Annotated in this window: 22 protein-coding genes; 14 read left to right on the top strand and 8 right to left on the bottom strand. The window is 52.4% G+C overall.

The window, feature by feature from the left end:
* Positions 1-215: 215 nt before the first annotated feature.
* Together ACZ481_RS23435 and ACZ481_RS23430 are read left to right on the top strand one after the other, a co-directional pair.
* Positions 216-1,100: an AAA family ATPase gene (locus tag ACZ481_RS23435; protein WP_464767752.1), complete on the top strand. Its 885-nt coding sequence runs from the start codon at positions 216-218 to the stop codon at positions 1,098-1,100.
* Positions 1,081-2,460, top strand: a complete 1,380-nt coding sequence (locus tag ACZ481_RS23430) for a VWA domain-containing protein (protein WP_464767751.1) — start codon at positions 1,081-1,083, stop codon at positions 2,458-2,460. Before ACZ481_RS23435 ends, ACZ481_RS23430 begins: the two co-directional genes overlap by 20 nt.
* A gap of 60 nt (positions 2,461-2,520) precedes the next feature.
* Here ACZ481_RS23430 and ACZ481_RS23425 read toward each other — a convergent pair whose 3' ends face one another.
* The 6 genes from ACZ481_RS23425 to atoS form a co-directional block, all read right to left on the bottom strand.
* Complete coding sequence (locus ACZ481_RS23425; RefSeq protein ID WP_464767750.1) at positions 2,521-3,705, bottom strand: acetyl-CoA C-acetyltransferase; 1,185 nt, start codon at positions 3,703-3,705, stop codon at positions 2,521-2,523.
* A 47-nt stretch (positions 3,706-3,752) separates the two neighbouring features.
* A complete protein-coding gene (locus tag ACZ481_RS23420) occupies positions 3,753-5,075 on the bottom strand; it encodes a TIGR00366 family protein (RefSeq protein ID WP_464767749.1) in 1,323 nt (440 codons plus the stop codon).
* 13 nt (positions 5,076-5,088) lie between these two features.
* The gene (locus ACZ481_RS23415; protein WP_464767748.1) at positions 5,089-5,742 is read right to left on the bottom strand and encodes a 3-oxoacid CoA-transferase subunit B; all 654 of its coding nucleotides are present in this window, start codon (positions 5,740-5,742) and stop codon (positions 5,089-5,091) included.
* 1 nt (position 5,743) lies between these two features.
* Complete coding sequence (atoD, locus tag ACZ481_RS23410) at positions 5,744-6,403, bottom strand: acetate CoA-transferase subunit alpha (protein WP_464767747.1); 660 nt, start codon at positions 6,401-6,403, stop codon at positions 5,744-5,746.
* A gap of 501 nt (positions 6,404-6,904) precedes the next feature.
* On the bottom strand, positions 6,905-8,263 hold the full coding sequence (locus ACZ481_RS23405) for a sigma 54-interacting transcriptional regulator (protein ID WP_464767746.1): 1,359 nt from the start codon (positions 8,261-8,263) through the stop codon (positions 6,905-6,907).
* A gap of 13 nt (positions 8,264-8,276) precedes the next feature.
* Positions 8,277-10,118: a two-component system sensor histidine kinase AtoS gene (gene atoS / locus ACZ481_RS23400; RefSeq protein ID WP_464767745.1), complete on the bottom strand. Its 1,842-nt coding sequence runs from the start codon at positions 10,116-10,118 to the stop codon at positions 8,277-8,279.
* Positions 10,119-10,358: 240 nt separating this feature from the next.
* On the opposite strand from atoS, the gene ACZ481_RS23395 reads away from it, so the two are divergent.
* The 12 genes from ACZ481_RS23395 to nuoB all read left to right on the top strand — a co-directional run bounded on the left by ACZ481_RS23395 (position 10,359) and on the right by nuoB (position 24,473).
* Positions 10,359-10,637, top strand: a complete 279-nt coding sequence (locus tag ACZ481_RS23395; RefSeq protein WP_464767744.1) for a hypothetical protein — start codon at positions 10,359-10,361, stop codon at positions 10,635-10,637.
* 37 nt (positions 10,638-10,674) lie between these two features.
* Positions 10,675-12,549, top strand: coding sequence for a PAS domain S-box protein (locus ACZ481_RS23390; protein ID WP_464767743.1), 1,875 nt, complete (start codon positions 10,675-10,677; stop codon positions 12,547-12,549).
* A 23-nt stretch (positions 12,550-12,572) separates the two neighbouring features.
* Positions 12,573-14,039, top strand: a complete 1,467-nt coding sequence (locus ACZ481_RS23385; RefSeq protein WP_464767742.1) for a sigma-54-dependent transcriptional regulator — start codon at positions 12,573-12,575, stop codon at positions 14,037-14,039.
* A 352-nt stretch (positions 14,040-14,391) separates the two neighbouring features.
* Positions 14,392-15,264, top strand: a complete 873-nt coding sequence (locus ACZ481_RS23380) for a formate/nitrite transporter family protein (RefSeq protein ID WP_464767741.1) — start codon at positions 14,392-14,394, stop codon at positions 15,262-15,264.
* Positions 15,265-15,352: 88 nt separating this feature from the next.
* Positions 15,353-15,679 carry a 4Fe-4S binding protein gene (locus ACZ481_RS23375; protein ID WP_464767740.1) on the top strand — a complete coding sequence of 109 codons (327 nt, stop codon included), beginning with the start codon at positions 15,353-15,355 and terminating at the stop codon, positions 15,677-15,679.
* Positions 15,680-15,725: 46 nt separating this feature from the next.
* Positions 15,726-17,126, top strand: coding sequence for a [FeFe] hydrogenase, group A (locus tag ACZ481_RS23370; protein WP_464767739.1), 1,401 nt, complete (start codon positions 15,726-15,728; stop codon positions 17,124-17,126).
* Positions 17,127-17,169: 43 nt separating this feature from the next.
* Entirely contained in the window at positions 17,170-19,200 is a 2,031-nt protein-coding gene (hyfB, locus tag ACZ481_RS23365; RefSeq protein ID WP_464767738.1) for a hydrogenase 4 subunit B, read from the top strand.
* Positions 19,201-19,204: 4 nt separating this feature from the next.
* Positions 19,205-20,110, top strand: a complete 906-nt coding sequence (locus ACZ481_RS23360) for a respiratory chain complex I subunit 1 family protein (RefSeq protein ID WP_464767737.1) — start codon at positions 19,205-19,207, stop codon at positions 20,108-20,110.
* Positions 20,111-20,128: 18 nt separating this feature from the next.
* Complete coding sequence (locus tag ACZ481_RS23355; protein WP_464767736.1) at positions 20,129-20,746, top strand: hydrogenase; 618 nt, start codon at positions 20,129-20,131, stop codon at positions 20,744-20,746.
* A 6-nt stretch (positions 20,747-20,752) separates the two neighbouring features.
* On the top strand, positions 20,753-22,219 hold the full coding sequence (locus tag ACZ481_RS23350; protein ID WP_464767735.1) for a hydrogenase 4 subunit F: 1,467 nt from the start codon (positions 20,753-20,755) through the stop codon (positions 22,217-22,219).
* Positions 22,220-22,223: 4 nt separating this feature from the next.
* Positions 22,224-23,726 (top strand): hydrogenase large subunit, encoded by a 1,503-nt coding sequence (locus ACZ481_RS23345; RefSeq protein WP_464767734.1) that lies wholly within the window; start codon positions 22,224-22,226, stop codon positions 23,724-23,726.
* 15 nt (positions 23,727-23,741) lie between these two features.
* A complete protein-coding gene (gene nuoB / locus ACZ481_RS23340; protein WP_464767733.1) occupies positions 23,742-24,473 on the top strand; it encodes an NADH-quinone oxidoreductase subunit NuoB in 732 nt (243 codons plus the stop codon).
* A 45-nt stretch (positions 24,474-24,518) separates the two neighbouring features.
* On the opposite strand, the gene ACZ481_RS23335 is transcribed toward nuoB, so the two are convergent.
* Positions 24,519-25,013: a DUF1062 domain-containing protein gene (locus tag ACZ481_RS23335; RefSeq protein WP_464767732.1), complete on the bottom strand. Its 495-nt coding sequence runs from the start codon at positions 25,011-25,013 to the stop codon at positions 24,519-24,521.
* 288 nt (positions 25,014-25,301) lie between these two features.
* The gene (locus ACZ481_RS23330) at positions 25,302-25,583 is read right to left on the bottom strand and encodes a CD3324 family protein (protein ID WP_464767731.1); all 282 of its coding nucleotides are present in this window, start codon (positions 25,581-25,583) and stop codon (positions 25,302-25,304) included.
* Positions 25,584-25,863: the final 280 nt, after the last annotated feature.

Here is a 25,863-nt window from a genome sequence, read left to right as displayed (position 1 = left end):
ATAACACAGTCAAGGCGCTGGTTGCGGCTGGCGTGTTTGTCGGCCTGCTTGATCCGGCCGTGCCAGCCGGATTAAAGCCTGCCCGCAGTGCCGGCTTTTGGCCCGAACTCGCTATTGGTCAAGGAGCAGATTATTTGTTATACTGGTACAAACGGCCAATTTGGTGTGAGCACAAGCAGGACGAATGATTTTTGTGCCGGGCAGGGGGCGGGAAAGTGGAAAATGAATGGGAAGAATTACGGCAGGGCTTGAAACAGCAAGGCTACATTGCCGACGCTAATACGGCCATGCTGCTCCGGATAGCCGTGTTGTTAAACAAACCTGTACTGATCGAAGGACCGGCGGGAGCCGGCAAAACTGAACTGGCAAAGGCCTGGAGCCAATACCTGGGCCGCCCGCTTATCCGGCTGCAATGTTACGAGGGGATTGACGAAAGCAAGGCGCTGTATGACTGGAATTATCAGAAACAATTATTATATATCCAGTCGCAGGCGACAACCGGCCAAGAATGGGCCGGCCTGAGCCAGAATATCTATGCCCGGGAGTTTCTGCTGGCAAGGCCGCTGCTGGCGGCTATCAGCAGTTCCACAGCCGCCGTCCTGCTTATTGATGAAATTGACAAAAGTGATGAGGAATTTGAAAGTTTCTTGCTGGAGGTCCTTTCAGACTGGCAAATATCCATTCCCGAGACCGGAACAATAACCGCTGCCAGCATTCCGGCCGTCATCCTCACCAGTAATAATACCCGCCGGTTAAGCCATGCCCTGCGCCGCCGCTGTTTATATCTTTACCTGGATTATCCCAGTGAGCAGCGGGAGCTTGAAATCCTGAAACTGTACTTTCCCGCCCTGGACGAGGACCTGGGGAAGCAGGCAGTGGCTTTTGTCAGACGGGTAAGACTGGAAAAATTAAAAAAACACCCCAGTATCAGCGAGGTCCTTGACTGGGTAACCGTTCTCGGTTATCTGGGCGTAGCGGGGCTTTCGGCTGAAGTGATCCTGAATACGGTAAACATCCTTTTGAAGTACCGCGAAGACTGTCAGGCCATTGCCGAGAAAGTTAAGCAAAAGGACTGGTTGCGTGGAATATCTAATCTTTGATATCGCCAGGATACTCCGGCAGTCGGGCGTTGCCGTCAGTACCCGGGAAATCGCCGACAGCATACAGGCTCTGCAACTGATAAACGGCAGGCAACCGGATAAGTATGTGTTCTATCAAATATTAAATGCAACAATGGTGAAAACCGAATGGGGCGTCGGTTATTTGCAGCGGCTTATCGAACTCTTTTTGGAACCGGACCCGGAGCTTGTGGCCGACCGTACCGGCGTGCTTTCCCTTTCCGGCCAGCCGGCGGACGAAGCGGGTTATGGCGGCGGCGGCGCCGGCCGAGCCGGCGGGGGCTGCGCCCTGCGGCAACGGCTGGCAGAGGCGGTCTTACACCAGGAAATGGACATCATCTATGCTATTGTTACCCGTCATACCCAGAGTCTGACGGGTATAAGCGACAAGCCGGAGGAGGCCCTGCAGGCCCTCCGGCAGGACAGCGGCTGGTTTCAGGTGGCGGGCTGGGTTGAGGAAGTTTACCGGGAGGGCCGGCTTAGTGACAGCGATTATCACTGTGCCCAAAACAGCCTGGCGGCCTGGACAAATTTTCTGCTGGCCGCAATAGAGCGCTGGCAGGTAAAAATGATGAGCCCCGATTATTTGAGCCGGCTGCTGAAGCAGCAAAATCCCCTGTGCGTTAATTTTCTGGAAGCCGGCGACCAGCTGGCCGTCATGTCCCGGGAAGTGGCAAAGCTGGCGCGCCGACTGGCTGTAAAAAAAGGCCGGCGCCGGCAGGTGGCCAGCCGGGGCCGGGTCAGTATCAGCCACAGCCTGAAAGCGGCTATGAAGACAGGCGGCATGGCCTTTAAACTGGTCAGGACGGCAAGAAAACCGTCCAAGCCTGATCTGTGCTTACTGTGCGATATGTCCAATTCGGTCCGGCGCTTCAGCTATTTTATGCTGCTGTTTGTATATACCCTGCAGCATAAATTCAGCAATGTCCGGTCATTTCTGTTTATTGATGAGCTGTTGGAGGTTACCGACTATTTTAAAGAACACGATGCAGACAGCGCGCTAACGGCAATAAGCAGGTTAAAAGGCTTTAACCGCACAGGCTTTTCTCATTACGGTAATGTATTGCAGCAATTTGCCGGCCAGTATCTTACTGTTTTAAGTAAAAACACAACAGTCCTGATACTGGGCGATGCCAAAAACAACTGGAACGCGGTAGATGGCAGTGAAATTTTGCCTGCTGTCCGGGAAAATGCCAAGGCTTTGTATTGGCTTAACCCTTTGGCCGAGGACCAATGGCTGCGCAATGACTGCATTATGGAAAAATACCGCCCCGGCTGCACCGGTGTGTATCCATGCGCCAATATCGAACAATTGGAACGGTTCATTACCGGAGTTTTTTAATTTAAAAAAGTTCTCCCTGTCCATGACTGGCCAGGGAGAACTTTTTTTATTGGGCAGCGGCTAGTAGATTCTTTCCACAATAGTGGCGACACCCTGGCCGCCGCCGATGCAGAGGGTGGCCAGCCCCAGCTTTTTATTGTTGTGTTCCAGGGCATGCAGCAGGGTGACCAGAATGCGGGCGCCGCTGGCGCCGATTGGATGGCCCAGCGCAATGGCGCCGCCGTTAATGTTTACTTTTTCCGGAGCGAACCCTAATTCCTTGCCGACGGCGAGAAACTGGGCGGCAAACGCTTCATTGGCTTCAATCAGGTCAATATCGTTGATCGTTAAGCCGGCTTTAGCGAGGGCCTTGCGGGTTGCCGGCACCGGGCCGACCCCCATGAGGCTGGGGTCAACGCCGCCGGCCCCATAGGCACGGATCCGGGCCAGCGGTTTAATACCCAGCTCCCGGGCTTTGTCACCGGCCATGATGACAAGGGCCGCGCCGCCGTCATTGATGCCGGAGGCATTGCCGGCGGTTACGGTGCCGTCTTGTTTGAAAGCCGGTTTTAATTTGCCCAAAGCCTCAACCGTTGTTCCGGCCCGGGGATATTCGTCAGTGTCCACGATTATCTCGCCTTTTTTGGTCTTGACGGCAAGGGGGGCAATCTCCTGTTTGAAGGCGCCGGCCTCAATGGCGGCCGCGGCCTTGCGCTGGGAGTCGGCCGCCAGCTGATCCTGCTCTTGGCGGCTGATGCCATACTTTGCGGCGACGTTTTCCGCGGTGATGCCCATATGATAGTCATTGAAGGCGCACCAGAGACCATCCTGGATCATGATATCGGTGATTTGGCCGTTGCCCATGCGGTAGCCCCAGCGGGCTTTGGCGTCCAGGACATAGGGGGCATTTGTCATGCTTTCCATGCCGCCGGCAACCACAATGTCGGCATCGCCGGCAAGAATGGCCTGGGCAGCCAGGTTGACGGTTTTTAAGCCGGAACCGCAGACCTTATTGATGGTATAGGCCGGTGTTTCCACAGCCAGACCGGCTTTGACCGCCGCCTGGCGGGCCGGGTTTTGGCCAAGACCGGCCTGCAGCACATTGCCGAATATGACCTCATCGATACTGTCTGTGCCGATACCGGCCCGGGCAACAGCCGCGCTGATGACATGGGCTCCCAGCTCGACAGCTGAAAATGGCGCCAGGGCACCGTTAAAACTGCCGATCGCGGTGCGGACGGCACTGGCAATTACTACTTCTCTCATGTGTATCTACCTCCAGTGGTTTAAGTTTTTACGGCTGATTACAGGGTCTAGAAGAAATGCAGGCCAACAATAAAGATCACACCGGAAAATAACAGGGCCGTAACGCAATAGCCCATGATGTCACGCACGCCGAGGCCGGCAATCGCCAGGGCCGGCAGCGCCCAGAACGGCTGGGCCATATTCATCCAGGCTTCGCCATAGGCGATGGCCATGGCCGCTTTGCCCATATCGGCGCCTAAAGCCTGAGCGGCAGGCATGACAAAGGGACCCTGAACAACCCAGTGGCCGCCGCCGGAAGGTACGGCAAAGTTAATAAGGGCTGAGCTGAAGAAGGCCATCAGGGGGAAGGTCTCGGCTGTGGCCACATCAACAAACCAATTGGTAATAATCCCGCCCAGGCCGGAGTGTTCCATCATAATCTGAATGCCGGCATAGAAGGGAAACTGAATCAGGATGCCGGCTGTTCCCTTGGCGGCGGCGCTGATGGCCCGCACATATGCCATCGGGGTTTTATGCAGCAGGATACCGGCAGTCAGGAACATCAGGTTTACCGTGTTGACATTGAGGTTAAACCCTTTTTGGACAAAGTAGGTGCCCAGGTAGACAATGCCAAACAGGCCGACAATCCAGGCCAGTATCGGGCTTTCTTCGATCTTTTCCGCCCAGGTGGCGTCAGGACCTAATTTTTTGGCAACAGAAACCTCTTCCTGCAGCAGGGCCGGGTCAATAGCCACAATCTCATGTTCTTTGGGCATCATCATGCGGGCAATGAGGGGCACGAGAATGATCAGGCCCACCGTAATGAACAGGTTGTAGCTCGTAAAAATGGTGTCGGCGATGGGGATCAGCCCCACCATTTTTTCCATCGGGTTACCGGCTGTGGCCGCTACCAGCGGCACTGAGGCGGAAAAGCCGCCATGCCAGGATAAAAAGCCCATATAAGCGGTGGCGATCAGCAGGCGGTAATCGGACTTGGGGATCCGCCGGGCCACTTCCCGGGCAAACATGGCTCCCACCACCAGGCCGAAGCCCCAGTTAATGACACAGGCCACGGCGGAACAGAAGCCTACAAGCATGACCCCCTGGGCCGGGGTTTTGGCCACCGAGGCCAGGGCGGTCATGCCCCGTTTTACCGGGCCGGAGCTGGCCAGGGCATGGCCGGTCACGAGGACCAGCGACATTTGCATGGCAAAGGCCAGCAGATTCCAGAAGCCGTCGCCCCACATATTGACCATGTCCATGGCCGAATGAGGCGTTATGGTAATGCCAAGCACAAAGGTAATGATAGTAAGCAGGATGGCAAAGACTAACGGGTCAGGCAAATATTTATTAACGATACTGGTAAAAAAACGGGAAATAATTCCTACCATTGCTGTATTCCTCCTACGAAATGTTCTGCATCGGTTTCAGATCCGGGCTGATGCTCAGGGCCGCCTCGGTGCGGGCTTTTACAAACTCAACATCAACACCGGCGGCAATCTCCTCCAGGACAAGGCTGTCGCCGGTTACCCGGAATACGCCCAGCTCAGTCACAATGAGGTCAACCACCCCTTTGCCGGTCAGGGGCAGGCGGCATTGGCGCAGCAGCTTGGACGAGCCGTCTTTAGCGCAATGCTCCATCGCGATAATCACTTTTTTGGCCCCTGTTACCAGATCCATAGCCCCGCCCATGCCAGGCACCATTTTGCCGGGAACCATCCAGTTGGCCAGATTGCCGGCCTGATCCACCTCCAGGCCGCCTAACACGGTAACATCGACATGGCCGCCGCGGATCAGCATGAAGGATGTCGCACTGTCAAACATGGCCGCACCGGGGATCAGGCCGCAGGGCTGGCCGCCGGCATTGGTCAGATTGGGGTCGATTTCCCCGGCGAGGGAACCTAAGCCGACAAAGCCGTTCTCAGACTGGAGGGTTACGTCAACGCCGGCCGGCAGGTAATTAACCACCATTGTCGGCAGGCCGATGCCGAGGTTTACCACATTACCATTTTCCAGTTCCAGGGCAACCCGTCTGGCAATGAGCTCTTTTGCATTCATCCTAACAACCTCCCAATAAAACGATTTTATCGACAACCACGCCCGGGGTCATAACCTCATCCGGGTCGATTTCGCCCACTTCCACCAACTCATCCACCTCAGCAATGACTAAATCGGCCGCCATTGCCAGCAGGGGATTGAAATTGCGGGCCGATTTGTCATAAACAAGATTGCCGGCTTTATCGGCTTTTTTGGCCCGGATCAGGGCCACATCGGCCCGCAGGGCTGTTTCCAGCAGATACTCCACGCCGCCGACACTGAGCTTTTGCTTGCCCTCTTCGACGACGGTGCCCACACCGGTAGGGGTTAACACGCCGCCCAGACCGGCCCCGCCGCAGCGTACTCTTTCCGCCAGTGTGCCCTGGGGTACCAGTTCAACAGCCAGTTCCCGGGCAATCATCTGCTTGCCTGTTTCCGGATTGGTGCCGATATGGGAGGCAATTACCCTGCTCACCTGGCGGCTGACAACAAGACGGCCGACCCCCCTGTCGGGAAATCCGGTATCATTGGCAATCAGGGTCAGATTTTGAATTTTTTGATCAATGAGAGCCTGAATGAGGCTTTCCGGGGTGCCGACCGCTAAAAAGCCGCCGACCATGACCGTCATGCCGTCTTTGACATAGCCTGTAACCTGCTCAATACTTGCTTGTTTGTTTGTCATACTAACCTCCTGCTGAATGAATGATAGGCGCAATACAGCCTGGTACCTCATCTCCCTTAAAATCAAGGATATTTTGCGCATCTTTTCCCGCACTGCTTCGTTGGTCGTCGCCTTACATATGTCCGATATGTGCGGCCCGCGCAAGTAATAAGAGACCCATCACCTACCGGTCTTATTAAAGCAGATCTTACTGAATCAGTTAGCGTCCTCCGCCTTGCATTGCGAAAAAATCTGCGCAAACTATTCACTCGCTTTTAAGAAAGATGAAGTACTGGTGCTTATGAAATTCGATAGTAAACGACAAGAATTTCAAGCTGTCCCCATATTACGCATAATCCGTGCCAAACAATAAAAAAACTCTGTCGAAAAATCGACAGAGCTTGTGAATGCTTACAAATACTAGATTGAAGATTTCTTTAACCAGATTACTCAAAAAATAGCAACCCTGTTTTTTATAAGGGAGTGCGCATTTTTTTGCGCAGTGAGCACTTTTTTTCACACTTACTCAATCTCATACTCCTGGATCTTGTATAACAGAGAACGCCTGCTTACGCCAAGTTCTTTGGCTGTTTTCACCTTATTGCCCTGATTGCGCTGCAATGCCTCTTTAATGAGGAGGCATTCCGCTTTTTTTATCATTTCTTTTAAGGTTTTGCCGGCCATTTTTTCGATCCCCAGGGTGCTGATAAGGTCGCTTTCGCTGCTATGCCTGAGCTGATCGGGCAGATCCTCCGGAAAGATGCGGCTGCCTGTACTCATAATTACGGCCCGTTCCACAACATTGGCCAATTCGCGCACATTGCCCGGCCAGCTGTAGTGTTCCAGTAATTTTATAACATCAGGATCAAAATCCATAATATTTTTTTCATTTTCCGCAGTGAATTTTTGTAAAAAGTAACCGGCCAGCAGCTCTATGTCCTCCCGCCGTTCTCTAAGCGGCGGGGCTAGCAGGGAGACGACATTCAGACGGTAATACAGGTCCTGCCGGAAGCTGCCCTGTTTGACCATTTCCGCTAAATTCCGGTTTGTTGCCGCCAGTACGCGGATGTCGGTTTTAATGGTTGTATTGCCGCCAACCCGTTCAAATTCCCGCTCCTGCAATACCCTGAGCAGCTTTACCTGCAGATTTGGCGAAATCTCGCCGATCTCATCCAGGAATAATGTGCCGTGATCCGCCTGCTCGAACCGTCCCGGGCGGCGCATGACCGCGCCGGTAAAAGCGCCTTTTTCATGACCGAACAACTCACTGTCCAGCAGGCTTTCCGGCAGCGCCCCGCAGTTGATCTTGATAAAAGGGCCGCTGTTGCGCCTGCTGTTATAATGGATGGTATTGGCGATCAGCTCTTTGCCTGTGCCGCTTTCACCGGTAATCAGCACCGTAGCGTTGCTGTGGGCGATTTTAGCCATGTTCTGGCATAGCTCCCGCATTTTTGGACTGTTGGTAATAATCTTGTCCAACCGGTAGCTGTCAATCAACTGCTGATTCAGAACGAAGATTTTTTCTGACATTTTTTGCAGCTGAATGGCGCGATTGGTCAGGAGCTTAACCTCTTCAATATCAAAAGGCTTAATCACATAGTCAAAGGCCCCTAGCTTAATGGCTTCCACGGCTGTTTCCACAGCCGCATAGGCTGTCATCAGGATGACCGTGACATTCTGGCTTACCTTGCGCAGCTCCTTAAAGGCGGTGATGCCGTCGATGTTCGGCATCCGGATATCCATAATGATCAGATCAGGCTGGAAGGACCTGAATTTATTCAGCGCCTCTTCACCGCTGGCGGCGCACACCACCTGGTACCCCTCGCGTTTCAAAACAGCAGACAATAATTTGCGCACACTGTCTTCATCGTCAACAACCATAATTGTATAATTATTATTTATCAGTCTCGCCTCCCTGATGTGTGACCGGCAGCTGCAGGGTGACCACAGTGCCGCTGCCGGGCTCGCTTTGAATGGTAATCCGCCCGTAGTGGCTGTTAATGATCCGTTGGACCACGGCCAGTCCCAAACCGGTGCCTGCGGCTTTGGTGGTGAAGAAGGGGTCAAATATCTTGTCAAGATCGGCGCTGTTAATGCCGGTCCCGCTGTCTGCGATTCGGATGCGGATAAAATCGCTGTGCTCCTGCCAGGTCCTAATCTCGAGTGTACCCTGCTCTACAATAGCCTGGACCGCATTAATCAGCAGATTGAGAAAGACCTGTTTGAGCTGTTCGGCGTCCCCCTCTATGGACGGCACTGTCCGGTCAAGGTGCAGCCTGAAGTCCACTTTATGCTGGGTGCCTGTATTTTTGACCAATACCAGTGTTTCCTCAATCAGGCTGTTGATATCCAGGGGCTGATAATTGGTTGGACAGGGGCGGGCAAAGTACAGCAGAGTCTCAATAACCCGGTTGATCCGGTCCACTTCCTTAATGATTACCGGCATATATTCCTGCCGCTCGGCTTTATTGCCGGCGCTTTGCAGATATTGCACAAAGCCTTTAATCGCTGTAAGCGGGTTGCGGATCTCGTGGGCGACGCCGGCCATCAGCTCGCCCAGCGAGGCCAGACGCTCGGCGCGCAGCATCTGGGCCTGCAGGCGGTGCTGCTCGGTCAGGTCTTTGAAAACGACCACGGCGCCAATAATTTTATCGTTGCTGTCTTTCAGGCGGCTGGTGCTGATACTGATATAAATGTCCTTATTCTTGACCGGGTATTCCATCTCGATCCCGATGTAGTTGGTGCCTGTGGCCAGGGTGTCCAGCAGCAGGCTGTTAAAATGGCGGCCTTCGCAAAAGATTTCTTTATAAGGCTTATCGACAATTTCGGCGCAGAGAAAACCGGTCAGGTTTTCGGCCGATTTATTGGCGCTTGTTATTGTGCCGTTAATATCCACAGTAATAACGCCGTCGGCAATGCTATGCAGGATATTTTCGTTTAGTGTCTGGGCATGGAGCAGGGAGTGGGCCATATGGTTGATGGCAGCACTGATCTGCCCCATTTCGCCGGCCATGGGAGCGATGCGGTGACGCAAATCAAAGCGCAGCAGTTCCAGGCTGTTTTTGATTGTCTCCACATTGTGAATAAAACCCCTGGTCATCCAGAAGATCAGGAGCAGGCTGGCAATAATACCTAAGCTTATAGAAAGGTAGATGTTATAGTCCATGGCCGCCATCTGGGCGTGAATGTCGTCTGTCAGCTCGTTAGCCCAGATATAGCCGATTATTTCGCCGTGACGCACAACCGGCACCATGGCATTCATGATATCGCCTCTGACCATGGGGGCAAACTCAACCCGCCGTTCGCCGGTACTCATAACCTTCCGGCCGGGATGGGTCGGGTCGATTGCCAGCCCGACCTTATCGGCGTAATTACTGCTGGGGCCATAGGTAATAATCGCGTCAAGCTCCCGGCTGTAATAGCCGGCGCCGACACCGGGGTAAACACTTGTCACCGTATCGGTATATTTTTTTAAAGCAGCATTCAATACTTTTATTTGGGTTGCCCGGTCGGCGGTATGCGCGTTGCTGGCCAGCAGCAGCTCCTGGTAGCCTGCGCCCAGGTAGTTGTCCAAGAGCAAAGCAATACCGAACAATTTGGTCTGCTTTTCCAGCAGGAGTGCCTCCTGGGTTTCGAGTTTGGTGACATAGCCGGTCAGCAGTATTGGTATACTGACAATAATCAAAGCAAATAAAATCATTTTATTGCGCAAGGTTTGGGGTAATAAACGTTTCATAGCGCGTCTCCTCTGCTGGAATGAATAGCGGCAGGGGCGGCAGCCGGGAAAAGCCCGGCAAGCCGCCGGCAAAATATAATGTCAGGTCAGCATTAGTCTGGCTTGGGCGTACTGATTATAATACTAGCTGATCTTCCGGGCGCTGTAAATATCCGATTGCCCGGCGGCCAGACGAAGAGGAAGAGGCCGTGATGGCGGCGAATGAAAAAAGTATATGAGTTGTAAGGTGGAATGATGAGCATGGCTGCGGCAAGGTATTCGGTTCCTTTTTCCCCCCTCACTGAGCGGATTGGCCGGGAGGCGCCCCAACTGTCGGCGGCGCTGGCAGAGTTGCGGACCGTGATGGGCGAGGCGGATTTTGACAGATATATTAACAGCCTGGTTTCGCTGCGGCAGGTGGATGACCAGTTACTGCTGATTACAAAACGGGAAATGTACAGGTCAATTCTGCTGAGCCGGTTTTTACCGGCAATAAAACAGTGCTTTGGCGTGCGGCTGGTGCGGATTATCAGCCAATAGGCTTTACGGCTTGATAAAGACAGATCGGAGACTGAGTATGAGCAACAGGAAGCAAGGCACTAAGGACCGGCAGGGGCTTGCAGCGAGATACAGGCTGCTTGTGGCGAAAACCGCCAACGGCGTATTCAGTATGGATGCCGACGACCGTTTAGTCAGTGTCAATCCCAGCGGGTTAAGGCTGTTTGGCTATGAGGAGGCCGATATGACCGGCAAAAGCATCTATGAGTTTATTGCCGCCGGCGATGTTTCTCTGGCCAGGCAGTTTATCAAGGCCGCCCGGCAGGAAGAAGCGGCGGCCGGCACGGTACATTGCCTGCGGGCCGACGGCACCGGCTTACCGGTGGAACTGAGCATAACGGCCTTTGACGACGGGGGCCTGCAGATGATTACCTCCGATGTTAGGACCTGGCGGCAGGCGGAGGAGGCCCTGAAAAAAAGTGAGGCCCGCTACCGGGCGGTAGTGGAGGATCAGGTGGATTTAATCCGCCGGTTTTTGCCTGACGGCAGCCTGACTTTTGTTAACAGCGCCTTTTGCCGGTATTTCGAGAAGCCGATGGACGAGCTTATCGGGACCAATGTTATGGAACTCATTGCCGAGGATGACCGGGACAGGTTTAAAGAACAGATATTTTCACTGACCGTTGACAGGCCGGTGGCCATGGCTGAGCGGAGGCTGGTTGGCCGCGATGCCCAGGTCCGGTGGCAGCAATGGGTAAACCGGGCCATTTTTGATGACTGTGGCCGGCTGCTGGAGTTTCAGTCTGTAGGCAGGGATATTACCGCCCAGAAGCTAGTGGAACAGCAGCTCATGGAAAGTGAGGCCCGTTACCGGGTTGTTGTTGAGGACCAGGTGGATTTAATCCGCCGGATTTTGCCAGACGGTAAATTAACTTTTGTTAACGGCGCGTTTTGCCGGTATTTTGGCAAAAGGCTGGACGAGATTATTGGTGAGAATTTTATCCATTTTGTGCCGCCTGCTCACCGGGAGTCAATTCTGCAGATGTTTAACCGGCTAACGCCGGAAAACCCGGTGGCCTTTTCTGAATATCAGTTTGGCACCGCTGCGGGCAATCGCTGGGTGCAATGGAATAATCGCGCGTTGTTTAATGAGCAGGGGGAGATCGTTGAATACCAGTCGGTAGGGCGCGATATTACCGCCCAGAAAGAAGCCGAAATCAGGATTGCTGAGGCCAGGGCCGCAATCGAACGGGCCGCAAGAGTGACAACCCTCGCCATTATTGGCGGCGGTATTGCCCATGAGATCAATCAGCCGTTAAATGCCATTCGCCTGCTGGCGGAAACCATCCTTTTACGCCAGCAGTCAACAGGTAAATTGAAGGTCGGAGAGGTTATCAAGAGCATATTGAATATTTCCCAGCAAGTGGATAGAATTGATAATATAGTAAATCATTTACGCTCATTTTTGCGCAATAGTCAAAATTATGATTATATACCATGCAATTTGAACGATATTATTGAAAAGGCGCTGTCTTTGGTCAGCAATCAACTGTTTTCCCGGCAGATTGAGGTTAAAAAGCAGCTGGCTTCCAATCTGCCTTATGTTTATGGCTCAACAATTCGCCTGGAAGAGGTATTGCTCAATCTGCTAATGAATGCAATGCAAGCCCTGGATGCAGTTGATGCGGGCAGCGGCGAGCTTGTTGTCCGTACCTGGCATGATGCGGATAACGTCTATCTGGAAGTGAGCGATAACGGGCCCGGTATTGATGATAAGATCAAAGACCGGATTTTCGAGCCGTTTTTTTCAACCAAATCAGGCGATTCTATGGGGCTGGGCTTATCTATCGTTCATTCCATTGTTACCGCCAGCAATGGCTTGATTAGTGTAGGCAACAGCCCTGGTGGCGGTGCGGCAATTAAAGTATCATTTCCGGTATACAGTGGGACCTAGTACTGGCAGGAAGGGGGCCGTTAATGCATATTCTTCTTGTGGATGATGAAAGTGAAAGCAGGTCTTTTCTGGCAGATTATTTATTACTGCTTGGGCATCAGGTTGTCGAGAGCGCGTCCGGTGAAGAGGCTCTCCAGCTATATAAAGGGAATAACTTTCAGATGGTTCTGTCTGATATTAAAATGGGGGGGATCTCGGGGATTGACTTAATCCGCGAGATAAAGTCCCTTAAACAGCAGCGGGAAGCCGATCTTGTACTGTATACGGGTTTTATCGATATTGCCCTGGCCATCGGCGCCCTGCGGGCCGGGGCCTATGATTATCTGACAAAGCCAATTAATGTGCAGGAGCTAAAGGCCGTGCTCAGCCGGGTGGAGGAACACCAGGCGTCTATGCCGGAAACCTATGTCGTCACCCAGTCCCTGGAACCGGGGCGGAAAAATGGAGCAGCCGGGGCAGATACCGGCCTAGCTCAACTCCCGCAGGCGGTAGCCGAACAAGCCGGTAGTGCCAGGATCGGGGTATTTTCCGAGCACATGAAGCGGATTGTCCAACAGGCTGAGAAATACCATACCGATCGCTCGCTGCCTGTATTAATTCAGGGTGAAACCGGCGCCGGGAAAGAGATCATTGCCAGGATGATCCACTACGGCAACATGCAGAATGCCGGGCCGTTTGTCGATATTAATTGCACGGCCATAACCCCCAGCCTGTTTGAGAGTGAGCTTTTTGGCTATGAAGCAGGTTCTTTCACGGGGGGGACAGCCCGCGGCAGTAAAGGCAAGCTTGATATGGCTATGGGGGGAACCCTGTTTCTGGATGAAATCGCCGAAATCCCTATCGAACTGCAGGCAAAACTGCTGCGGGTATTGGAGGAGAAGAGTTTCTACCGGGTTGGCGGCTTAAAAAAGATTAGAACAGATTTACGGATCATCTGTGCAACGAATCTGGATTTTGAAAAGCGTATTGCCCAGGGGTTATTCCGCAAAGACCTGTATTACCGGCTGAAAGTGGGACAGATTATTATTCCGCCCCTGCGGGAACGACAGGCAGACATCCTGCCGCTGGCACTCCTGTTTTTGCAGGATTTTTCCCAACGCCGGGGCAAGCGTTTTGCCCATATCAGTGACGCAGCCGCGGATTTCCTGTTGCACTATCCCTGGCCGGGCAATGTCCGGGAACTAAGGAATGCAATGGAATGGGTTTCGTTTATGCATGATGATGACGAGCTTAAGCTGGAGCATTTGAGCAATTTACTTGGCAGCAAGGGCAGCATGACACCGGACAGCCCGGCTATGCCTGCCGGGCCGGAAAAAGCAGTTTCGCAGCCGGAAAATTATGTGCTGCAGGAACATCTCGACCATCTGGTGGAAGAAGCGCTGGAAAAGTGCGGCGGCAATAAGACCAAGGCGGCGCAGCACCTTGGGATATCGGTAAGAACACTGTATTATCGCCTCAAAAGGATGCACAAAAAGCGATCAGGGAAGTAATTTGTCCAACTATGTAATTTTTGCAGTCTGCAACAGCCAGGTATGCAATTATTGCAGACTGTGTGCAATAAGGTACCTTGAAAATAGCGGTTGTTTACTTATAAAGTGAATTATGCAAACAACCTTAATTTTCCGAAAGTTCCTGATAAATCTGGACTTTTTCGATAAATCAAAAAACACATAGCTCGATTACTGCAAGAGCATGCCTTATTGGCATGCTTTTTGCAATTAAAATAATGCATTCAGGGCTGAACGGGCAGCCAAAGTGAAACCCAATTCCGGATCAGTTTATGTACAACGCTGACATAGATGCGGGCAGGAACAGACTACTCACCAAAAAGGAGGAATTTATATGAATTATTGCACACCCCCCGAAATTGCTCAGAATTGTATGGAAGCACAGGTAAAAAGAGCGACGATGCCTGCAGGCAAGCTGTTTATACTGGGCATCCTTGCCGGCTGCTTCATTGCCTTTGGGGCAGAAGGCTCAACCATGGCGGCCCATGATCTTACTTCACTCGGTGCCGGCTGGCAGCGATTCATTACCGGTTCAGTGTTTTCCGTGGGCCTGATGTATGTTGTAATCTGCGGGGCCGAGTTATTTACAGGCAATATTTTGATGCTGACTGCGCTCTTCGTCGGCAGGATTAGTGTTCTAGATGTACTGCGGAATTGGACGATTGTGTTGATCGGAAATATGGTAGGTGCGGTATTCATTGCCTGGCTTATGCATCTGACCGGGCTTTTTAAGTTCAACCATCATTTGCTGGGGGCCTCGGCCTTGTCGATTGCCGTTACTAAGGTAAACCTTACCTGGACTGAGGTATTTTTTCGCGCAATTTTATGTAACTGGTTAGTAGGCCTTGCTGTTTGGATGAGCTTCTCCTCCAAAGATATTATCAGCAAAGTCGCCACCTGCTATATCCCGATTATGACCTTTGTGATGAGTGGCTTTGAGCATAGTATTGCCAACATGTATTATCTGCCGGCCGGCCTGTTTGCAAAAACGCTGCCGGCTGTGGTCGAGGCCAGTAAATTAGGGGCGCAGGCAGATACTTTGACAATTGAAAGTATGGTTATGGCTAACTGGATTCCGGCCGTATTAGGCAATATCGTTGGTCTTGGCCTGTTTGTCGCCGCTTTTTACTGGTATAGCTATCTGCGCAATACAACCGGCGATGCCGGCAAATGTGCTTCCGCTGCCACTGCAGCCGCGAAAAAGTAGCCCCGTACCGGCAGGCTCCCGACGCTGGCTTAGCCACTGTACCTGGCAGCGGAGCCATGGCCAATCAAAATGCTGGGAGGAATTAGCCATGGCTGACCAAGTAAACGCTTTTGTTATTGTTAACCCTGAGAAGTGCATTGGCTGCAAGGCCTGTGAGCTTGCCTGCGCGGTGGTTCATGCCGGCTCCGGCACCAAGGTGGCAGGAACTATGGCTGTTCCGGTTATACCGCATTTGTTTATTGCCACAGCCGGGGCTGCGTCTGTAACCAAGGCCGGCCTAACTGCCAGGGATGTTATGGTAGCAGGCAACTGCAAGTTATGTATAGCGTGCTCTTCCGATCGGCCAGCCTGTGTTGCTGCCTGCCCTAAGGAAGCGATTGCGGTTGTTTTTCCCGCTGCGGTAAAGATTTATTGACCAGACAATAGGTTTGCATATTTTTAAAATATAGGAGGTGCTGTTTATGTCAGTAAATACTGCCGGTATTGTCCGGATCGACCAGGAGTTGTGCACCGGCTGCAGGCTCTGTGCCGGTAACTGCCCGGTTGACGCCATCGAGGGGCTACAGGGGCAGCCGCAGACAATCAATTATGAGCGGTGTGTATTATGCGGCCAATGTATTCAAATTTGCAGCGCCTATGCGTCGGCATTCGCTGCCGGCATTAGTCCGCGGGAACAAAAAATCCAAGAACGCAACCTGCTTGCTTCGGTGACAGAGCCGATGTTTGCCAGCTATTTTACCGGCAATGCCCCGGAACTAAAAAATGTATTGGCGAATAAGGCGCTGTTTACCATGGTGCAGTGCTCCCCGGCTGTACGGGTCGCTATTGCCGAAGAATTTGGCATGCCGCTGGGGACTCTGACACCGGGGAAGCTGGCGGCTGCTTTGCGTACGCTTGGTTTTTCCCGGATTTATGACACCAATTTTGCGGCTGATTTAACCATTATGGAAGAAGCTAATGAATTAATTGACCGGGTTAGCGAGGGTGGGGTGCTGCCGATGTTTACCTCCTGCTGCCCGGCTTGGGTTAAGTATCTTGAGCAGGACTATCCGGAGCTCACCGCCCATCTCTCCGCGTGTAAATCCCCGCAGCAAATGGCCGGCGCCCTCTTTAAGACCTATGGCGCGCAGGTGGATGGGGTGGACCCGGCCAGGGTCTATAGCGTTTCTGTTACCCCCTGTACTTGCAAAAAGTTTGAAAGCGAGCGGCCGGAGATGAAAGACAGCGGCTACCGGGATGTAGATGCTGTGATTACTACCCGGGAACTCGCCCAGTTAATTAAAGACGCCGGCATTGACTTCAATAGCCTGGCTGAAGGGGCTTTTGACAAGCCGCTGGGGACCTATACCGGAGCAGGTACACTGTTTGCGGCTGCCGGGGGGGTGATGGAAGCGGCGTTGCGCACTGCCTATGAGCTACTTACAAGACAGTCAATTCCTGATTTGAATCTTAATTTTGTCAGAGGCGGCGAGGGCATTAGAACAGCCAAAGTCCAAATTGGTGAAGTCGAACTCCGGGTGGCTGTTGTGGCCGGGCTGAAAAATGTTGCGCCGGTGTTAGCCGCTATCAAGGCCGGCAGGGCTGATTTTCATTTCATAGAGGTGATGACTTGTCCCAATGGCTGCGTAAGCGGCGGCGGTCAGCCGAAAGTACTGCTGCCGGGCGATAAGGCTGCTGCTTATGAAAGCCGCGCCTGCAGTGCTTATCTCCATGACGAAAACCTGGAATACAGAAAATCACACGACAATCCGGATATGCAAAAGCTATATGAATATTTCCTCGATGATTACAACAGCCGCCGTCTGCTCTACACCAAGTATACCTCGCGGAAGCTGGCCCCTGGCTACCCGCGCTGCGGTTAATCACCCCTGTGGCAAATATTACACTGGGATAGGAGTGAAATTAGTGCTTATTGAACAATTGTATCTGGTTGGGCTTGCCCTATTCGGTTTGGGCATAATCTCCCCCCTGGCCACTCAGGCCAGTGCCAAAACCACGAATTATCTTGCGCACGGTTTGGCGGCGTCAGGGTGTTTGGCAGCGGCATTCTGCGCGCTAGCGGTTTTAGGGACGCAGGGGCAGGTCATCACCTTTTCCCCCGGGGCGCCGCTGGGAGTGCTGAAAGTGCGGATTGACTACTTATCGGCCTATTTTTTGCTGGCCTTAGGGGTGGTCGGCACTGCCGCCAGTGTTTATGCCCTGGGTTACAGCCGGGAATATTACGGCCGCCGGTTTGCTGTGCTGGCCGCATTATTTAATGCCTTCTTACTGTCGATGGTACTGGTGCTGACAATAAGCCAGGTCGTTGTTTTTGTTATTGTCTGGGAACTGATGACCGTAGTGTCCTTTTTCCTTGTTAACCATGAATATGAAAAGACCGCAAATACCAAGGCCGCTTATCTGTATATTGTAATGACCCATGTGGGCACCGCCTTTATTGCCATCGCTTTTTTGCTGCTGGCGACAGGTTCCAATAGTTTGGATTTTGCGTTTCTTAATGGCAGCGCCCTTGCCGAGGCAATGAGAAATGCAATCTTTCTGTGTGCGCTGATTGGCTTTGGTATAAAAGCCGGAGTTATGCCGCTGCATATTTGGCTGCCGGAAGCGCACCCAGCAGCGCCCAGCCATGTTTCGGCCCTGATGTCCGGGATTATGATAAAAACGGCAATCTATGGCCTGGCCCGGTTTTTCCTTGATTTTTTAGGAGCGGGGCCGGCCTGGTGGGGGGGGCTGGTATTAGTTCTGGCTATTATCTCCGCTGTTCTCGGCGTTCTGTACGCTATTATGGAGCATGACCTCAAGCGCCTGTTGGCCTATCATAGCGTAGAAAACATCGGGATTATTCTCTTAGGCGTTGGTGCGGGCATGGTGTTTATGAGTTACGGGCAGCAAACGCTGGCTGGCTTGGCCTGGGCGGCTGCTCTCTATCATGTATTCAACCACGCGATTTTTAAATCGCTGCTGTTTATGGGGGCCGGGGCTGTAGTGCATGCTGCCCATACCAAAGATATAGAGCACCTCGGCGGACTTATCAAAAAGATGCCTTATACCGCCTTGTTCTTCTTGATCGGGGCGGCCGCCATCTCGGCGTTGCCGCCGCTTAATGGTTTTGTCAGCGAATGGTTTACCTTTCAGGCCCTGTTCTTTCTGCCCGCCGCAATCGGTGGGGTGGGCGGCAAGCTGAGCGCAGTTGTGCTGATTGCCCTGCTGGGTTTGACGGGGGCTTTGGCGGCCGCCTGTTTTGTAAAAGCCTTTGGTGTTACTTTCCTTGCCCGAGCCCGCAGCAGGCAGGCTGAGCAGGCAGCTGAAGTTCCCGGTACGATGCTGACCGGGATGGGCGCGCTGGCCCTGGTCTGTATAGCCGCCGGGGTTTGGCCCCAATGGCTGGCCGGCATGCTGCAAACCGTGCTGGCCGGCCGGACCGGGGTATCCATGGACGGCTTGTTTCAAACAAGCCAATGGTACGCTGTCGGCTTTCAAGCCCAGCAGAGCAATGCAGCTGGTCTGATAACCATGCCGGTAGTCGTCGTTCTTATTGTCACCGGCCTTCTTGCCGCCTGCGTTTTGGCCCGGGCGGCCGGAGCCCCGAAGGTTGCCGCCGGCGAGACCTGGACCTGCGGTATTATCCCGACAGCCCGGATGGAATATACAGCTACCGGCTTTGCCGAACCCATTCGCCGGGTATTTGGCGGTATTCTGCGGCCGGTCACCCAAATTTCAGCAGACCGGTCGCGCAATCCTTATCATGGGGTTAAGATGTCGCTGACTGTCCATATCCGGCATCTCGTCAATGAATATATGTACAGCCCGCTGGCCACGGGGATTTTGTTTGCGGCCAGGCGCTGCAAACATATTCAGGCCGGCAGCCTGCAGCTGTACATTGGCTATATCATGGTAGTTACAGTAGTAGTAATGATTATTGGCACAAGGTGGTGACAACATGTCTGTTACAGCGATAATGGCGCAAACTATTGTCTTATTTTTGCTGGCGCCCCTCATCCAGGGTGTGATAAAAAATACCAAAGGGCGGCTGCAAAGCCGGCGTGGTCCCGGTTACTGCCAGCCCTACTTCGATTTTATAAAATTCCTGCAAAAAGATCACGTTGTTTCGCCGGCCGTATCGTGGATCTTCCATTTTGCCCCCTATATCTATTTTGCCACCGCCCTTGGCGCGGCCGCGCTGGTCCCGACAATCTTTACCGACAGGGGCATCCAGGTTGACAACCTGTTTGTATTAGCATATCTGTTTGCGGTCGGGCGGTTTTTTCTGGCGGCCGCCTCGCTGGACGCAGGCAGCTCGTTCGGGGGCATGGGCGGCTCCCGGGAAATGTTTATCAGCGTACTGGTGGAACCGGCTTTGCTGATTACGTTATTTACCGTAGCCCTTAATGCCAATTCAACTGTATTGTCAACAATGGCCGGTACGGCTGCCAGCACGCCGGTCTCGTTTTCCGCCGTTTTGGCAGCGGTTGCTTTTCTGATGATTACGGTAGCGGAGACCGGCCGTATTCCGGTGGATAATCCTGACACCCATCTGGAGTTGACGATGATTCATGAAGGCATGGTGTTAGAATACTCGGGGCGGCCGGTGGGCCTGATTTTCTGGGCGGCAGCGATTAAGCAGCTGGTATTTATTCTGTTGATGGTCAATCTGTTTATTCCCTGGAATATGCCGGGCATTGCTTCTGCGCCGCTGGCGGCAGCCTGGCTGGGTATAAAAGTTTTCGCCGTGGCCGTGGCGCTGGCCTGTATTGAAAGCAGCACCAATAAAATCCGCCTGTTCCGGGTGCCGGGCCTGATGGCTGCGGCCGGCTGCTTGTCCTTGCTGGCAATTGTGGCGCAGTGAGAAAAGGGAGGGATCGCAATGGATTTATTAACCATCCTGCTCATGTCGGCTGCTGTCTTCCTGACACGGGTGACAAACTTGAAGCTGGGGATTAACATTATCGTCGTTCAGTCGGTCATCGTCGCCTTAGGCTGTGCCATTGTCGGCATTCATACCGGTGAAGTCCATATGTATATTGCCGCTTTCCTGACTGTTGTCATTAAAGTGGGGCTTATCCCTTACGCCTTATACCGGGTTTTGCCTTATCTCCAGGAGGAAAGGGAAATTGTTAACCCTAATTTTACCACTTTTACCGCATTGTTAGCGATTATTCTGGCCTATGGCCTGATTAGCGAAGCACTGCCCGGTTTTGCCGCCAACTCCACCCTGCCGGCCGCGATTGCCTTATCTTTTATCGGCCTGCTGCTGATCATGACCCGCCGTCAGGCCTTAATGCAAACTATTGGTCTGATCACGATGGAGAACGGCCTCTACCTGATGGGTCTGTCGATTACCCAGGGTTTGCCGCTGATCATTGAACTGGGAATATTTTTTGACGTTTTAGTAGCTGTTGTTGTCCTGGTCATTTTGACTTATCGCCTGAAGCTGTCATTTGCGACTACTGACACAGGCCTGCTTAAGAAGTTAAAGGGGTGATAGAGTATGCAACAACTGATTTTACTTGCGCTGGCAATACCGCTGGTTACCGGGCTGTTAACCTTATTACAGCGCAGCAGGACCACAATCAAGATAATTAATTTTACCGGCAGCTTGGCGACAAGTGCGGTGTTAGTCTGGATTATTACCAATATTACCCGGCAACAGGTATTTAGTTCGGAATATTTTCATTTAGATAATTTAAGCGCGGTTATGCTGTTTGTTGTCGCGCTGCTGACCTTTACGGCAACGCTCTTTTCCCTGTCTTATATGGAGAAAGAGGTTACCGACGGTCATATTACGCAGGCCATGGTGCCACGTTACTACGCCCTGCTTAATCTGTTCAGCTTTGCGATGATCAGCGTTATTGTCGTCGGCAATCTTGGCCTCATGTGGGTGGCTGTTGAGGGAACCACCTTAGCTTCCGCCTTGCTGGTTGCTTTCTATTTTAACCGTGACTCGCTGGAGGCGGCCTGGAAATACGTTATGATCTGCACGGTGGGCATTTGTCTGGCTCTGCTGGGCACCATGATTCTGTATTATGCCCAAGTCAGTACAGGTGCTGCCGCCGGCCAGGCTCTGGACTGGGGAACACTCAAAAGAATAAGCGCCAGTCTGGACCCGGCTATTGTTAAAATTGCCTTTGTCTTCATTCTGATTGGCTATGGAACCAAAGCCGGCCTGGCGCCAATGCATACCTGGCTGCCTGATGCTCACAGCCAGGCACCGTCACCTGTCAGCGGGCTGCTGTCAGGGGCCCTCTTAAGCTGTGCCTTGTATGCCCTGGTTCGCAATATCATTATCGTGCGGGGCTCGATTGGACCTGAATTTGCCCAGTATATGCTGCTGGCTCTGGGGCTGCTGTCAATCGCCATCGCCATCCCCTTTATTCTGGTGCAGCATGATGTGAAAAGGCTGCTGGCCTATTCCAGCGTTGAGCACATGGGAATTATCACCTTGGGCTTAGGGGTTGGCACACCGCTTGCCGTCTATGCCGCCCTGCTGCACATTGTCAATCATGCTGTCGCCAAATCGGCCCTGTTTTATCTGGCCGGGGTAGTTACGCAGGAGTATAAAACCAAGGAGATCAAACAAATTTTTGGCATTGCCCGGGTCATGCCGCTGGTAGCGACATTGTTCATTGTCGGCATTCTGGCCATTACCGGGACCCCGCCGTTTAATGTCTTCATAACCAAGTTTTATATTGTGTTAGCGATGTTTGAAAATCAGCAGTGGCTGCTGGGCAGCATGACGTTGCTCCTGCTTACCGGGATTTTTGCCGGCATGATGCACTATGGCTTACAGATGGGATTCGGCACTGCCCCCCAGGGGCTGCGCAAGTTCCAGCTTGATCCCACTGCCAAAATGGCAATGCTGTTTTCTTTTGCCATCATTGCTTTTGGTGGCCTATATCTGCCGCCGGTAGTGAATAACGTGCTGGTACAGGCTGCGGAAATTGTTTTAGGAGGTTAAGCCGGTGATTGAATATACAAGCGTTGCCGCAGCTAAGCTGCAAGAAGCCGCATATGCGGTATATGAGGAGGGCAGGCGCCGCCTGGCAGCGATGTTTGCCAATGATGAACGCAGCGTAAACGGCAATTATGCCGTCTACTGCGTCTTTGCGGCAGGCCGGCAATGCAAGGTTGTCAAAGCCTTGATCGATCCGGTGGGAGCACTGGAGTTTCCCTCCCTGACACCCAAAATATCAGCCGCTGCCTGGTATGAACGGGAGATTCACGACTTATTCGGAATTACACCGGTCGGGCATCCTGATTTGCGGCCGCTGGTCCTGCATGAAAACTGGCCTGATAACCTGTATCCGTTGCGTAAGGATTTCGCGGTCCGCACACCGGTGCCGACAATGCATAAACAGTGGCACATGCACAGCGTTGAGGGGGAGGGGGTCTTTGAGGTGCCGGTTGGCCCGATCCATGCCGGCATTATTGAGCCCGGCCATTTTCGCTTCAGCCAGGCAGGGGAGACCATCCTGCGCCTGGATGCTAAAATGTTCTTTGTTCACCGGGGGATTGAGAAGGCGGTGGAAGGCCTGCCGCTAACCAAAGCCTTCTATCAGGTGGAACGTATTTCCGGCGTTTGCACGATCGCCCATTCAGTCGCTTACTGTCAGGCGGTCGAGTCGCTGGCCGGCGTGGCGGCGCCCCGGCGGGCCCAATATCTGCGGGCCCTGGTGGCCGAGCTGGAACGCCTGTATAACCATGTCGGGGATATCGGCAACCTGTGTGCCGGTATGGGCTTTGCCGTGGCGATTATGGCTGGAGCCCGCCTGAAGGAATCCATTATGCGGGTTAATGAAGCGCTGACAGGCCATCGCTTCCTGCGCGGCCTGGTAGTTCCCGGCGGGGTGCGCCAGGATATGAATAACGAGCTGGCAGAGCTTATTTTTGATCTGCTGGCCGGGCTGGAGCCGGATTTTACGGCGATGATCGGGCTGTTCCGCAATAATGATGAGTTTTTGAACAGGGTAAATACGACCGGGATTGTATCACGGCAGGCAGCCCTGGATCTGGGGATGGTCGGAGTGGGGGCGCGGGCCTCGGGGGTGGATGCCGACAGCCGGCGCGATAATCCCTATGGGTGCTATTCGGAGCTTACATTCGACGTCCCGGTGTATACCGCCGGCGATGTTGCCGCCAGGCTGTGGGTGAGGGTGGATGAGGTATATCAGACGATACAGCTGATCCGTCAGATTCTGGCCAATATGCCGGCCGGACCACTGGCGGTTGAACTGCCGGCGATTACGCCTCACAGCTCCGGCTTCGGCTGGAGTGAATCGCCCCAGGGTAATTGTCTCCACTGGCTGATGGCTGGCGGCAATAACACCGTCTACCGGCTGTTTGTGCGTGCCGCCGCCTATCCTAACTGGCCGGCGCTGACTGTGGCCGCCCCCGGCAATATCATCCCGGATTTTCCGCTTATTAATAAAAGCTACGAATTATCTTATGCCTGCCTCGACCGATAGGAAGGAGGAATGGAAATGATAAATGTATTACGTACCATCATATCTACCGGCACAGTAACGGAAGACTGGGAGGCAGCCCTGCCGCCCCGGCGCTCCCGGGGCGAAGTGGCTGTACAATATGCGGAGTGCAAGACCTGCGGGAAATGCGCCGCTGTTTGTCCCACCGGGGCCATTACAGCGGCCCCGGGAGCGGTTACCATTGAGCAAAAGGCCTGTATATTTTGCGGCCTTTGTGTTGAGACCTGCGAGAAGGCCTGTTTTAAGCAGACCGGCAACTATAAATTGGCGCTGCTGGGCGGGGCGCTGGCGGCGGCAACGGCACCGGAACTGAAGCGGAAAATCCGGGCTGTGCTGGGTCGCTCCCTCCATGTCCGGCATGTTGATATCGGTTCCTGTAATGCCTGCGATTTCGAGCTGGCCCATCTGTGTAATCCAATTTATGATATCCAGCAGTATGGCGTGGATTTTGTGGCTTCGCCGCGGCACGCCGACCTGCTGATGGTAACCGGGGTCGTCACCCGGAACTCAACCCAGGCACTGCAGCTGACCTATGAAGCCACACCCCGGCCGAAGCTGGTCATGGCCGTCGGGGCCTGTGCCGCCAGTGGCCGGGTATTCGGCGACAGCTATGCAATCAGAGGGGCTGTTGATGCCATTGTGCCTGTCGATATCTACGTGCCCGGCTGTCCGCCGCGGCCACAGGCGCTGATCCATGGCCTGATGCTGGCCTTGGACCGGCTGCAGTAAAGGTTTCTTTGTATGGAAAAAATGCATTTGCCGCTGGAGCCAGCCTCAGAGTGAGCGGATTATAAAAATAGACGTGTGTTTCTGTAATTTGCATTTTTTTAAATCAAGCCCTGAATTACTTTTAATTTGTCCGCAAGCTAACATTTGGTCGAAGGCTGTTTGCGACAAATATAACTTTTCCCGTAAAATTGCTGATACTTTTAATTGACATGAGTATTTGCTTATAATGTGCAATTCTGTGGGCTTGTCAATACAAATTTCATCTCCGGTTATTCTATAATTCGGCAAACCAACTTCTGCACCATTTCTACGCAATAGTTCAATATCCATAGCGTATTGTTCGACAAGAGTGCTGTCGTTCGTGTGAAACTGTTCTAATAGTTCGGGCCTTAAACTTTGAGGACTGATCCGCGAATATACAGTTGAGTTCCATGTTGTCCTGCAATTGGGGCATTTATAAATTAGCCAAATATCCAAATATTTCCTTTGTGCATTAACTCGAAATAATCCAGAACAGATATACCCGTTTTTTTTTAGCACATTTTTTGCAATATCTAATTGCTAATGGTGGGGAGAGATATTGCACCTCCCATATGATCTTTTGCATGAACGTAATTCCTTCCTGTGGTTTTCATTGATGAACAGGAAGGTATAAAATGGTGGAGTATAACCGTATATTCTTTTCAAGATGCTTCCTCCTAATTTTTAATCTTTATCCACAAGGCTTCTTACTTACATTGTAATAAGTAATGAGAAAGAGCCATACCCTAAACACTATTGATAAAAGAAGATGAGCCGGTACAGTCCTGTAAACTGTACCGGCTCATTTTAAATGCCTTTCCTTTTTTCCTGTCTTATAATTCTTTGAATACTTTTCAAAGATAGAAAATACTTTTGCGACAGATAGCCCGAATTATCTCCGGTCTGGTAATCTTTATAAATTTGCCTATCCCTAAGTGCCAATTCTGTACGGATAGAAGTTTTAGTTCCCCATTCTTTTTTATTACCGGACTTCCTGGGGATGTAAATACATTCGCCGTCTACATATTCCTGTACCAATTCAAGTAATTCCGTGGGCAGGATATGCTTCGCTTTTTTATAGCTCATCATCCACTCCTAAATGAAGAAATTCTGTCATCAGGAATAGCAAAGGCTATTTTATTATAAAAAATTAGTTTAGTTGCAATAGCCTTTGCTATGCAATAATAACGACTGGATCAAACATAAGATTTCAACCCCTCCTTAAATGTCCTGATAATAAGCATAGCACCAACGCAAATGACTGTAAAGCCGCTAAAAAGCTGGGGTCAGGCTTGAACTGTTTAGCAAATGACTCATTTTACTGATACAGGCTATAAGAAACTAACGCAAATTTTGCTATAAATTAAGC

The sequence above is a fragment of the Sporomusa intestinalis genome (assembly GCF_055383785.1).
Note: the sequence above shows the minus strand (reverse complement) of the source record. Positions and strands in the feature narration are given on the sequence as shown.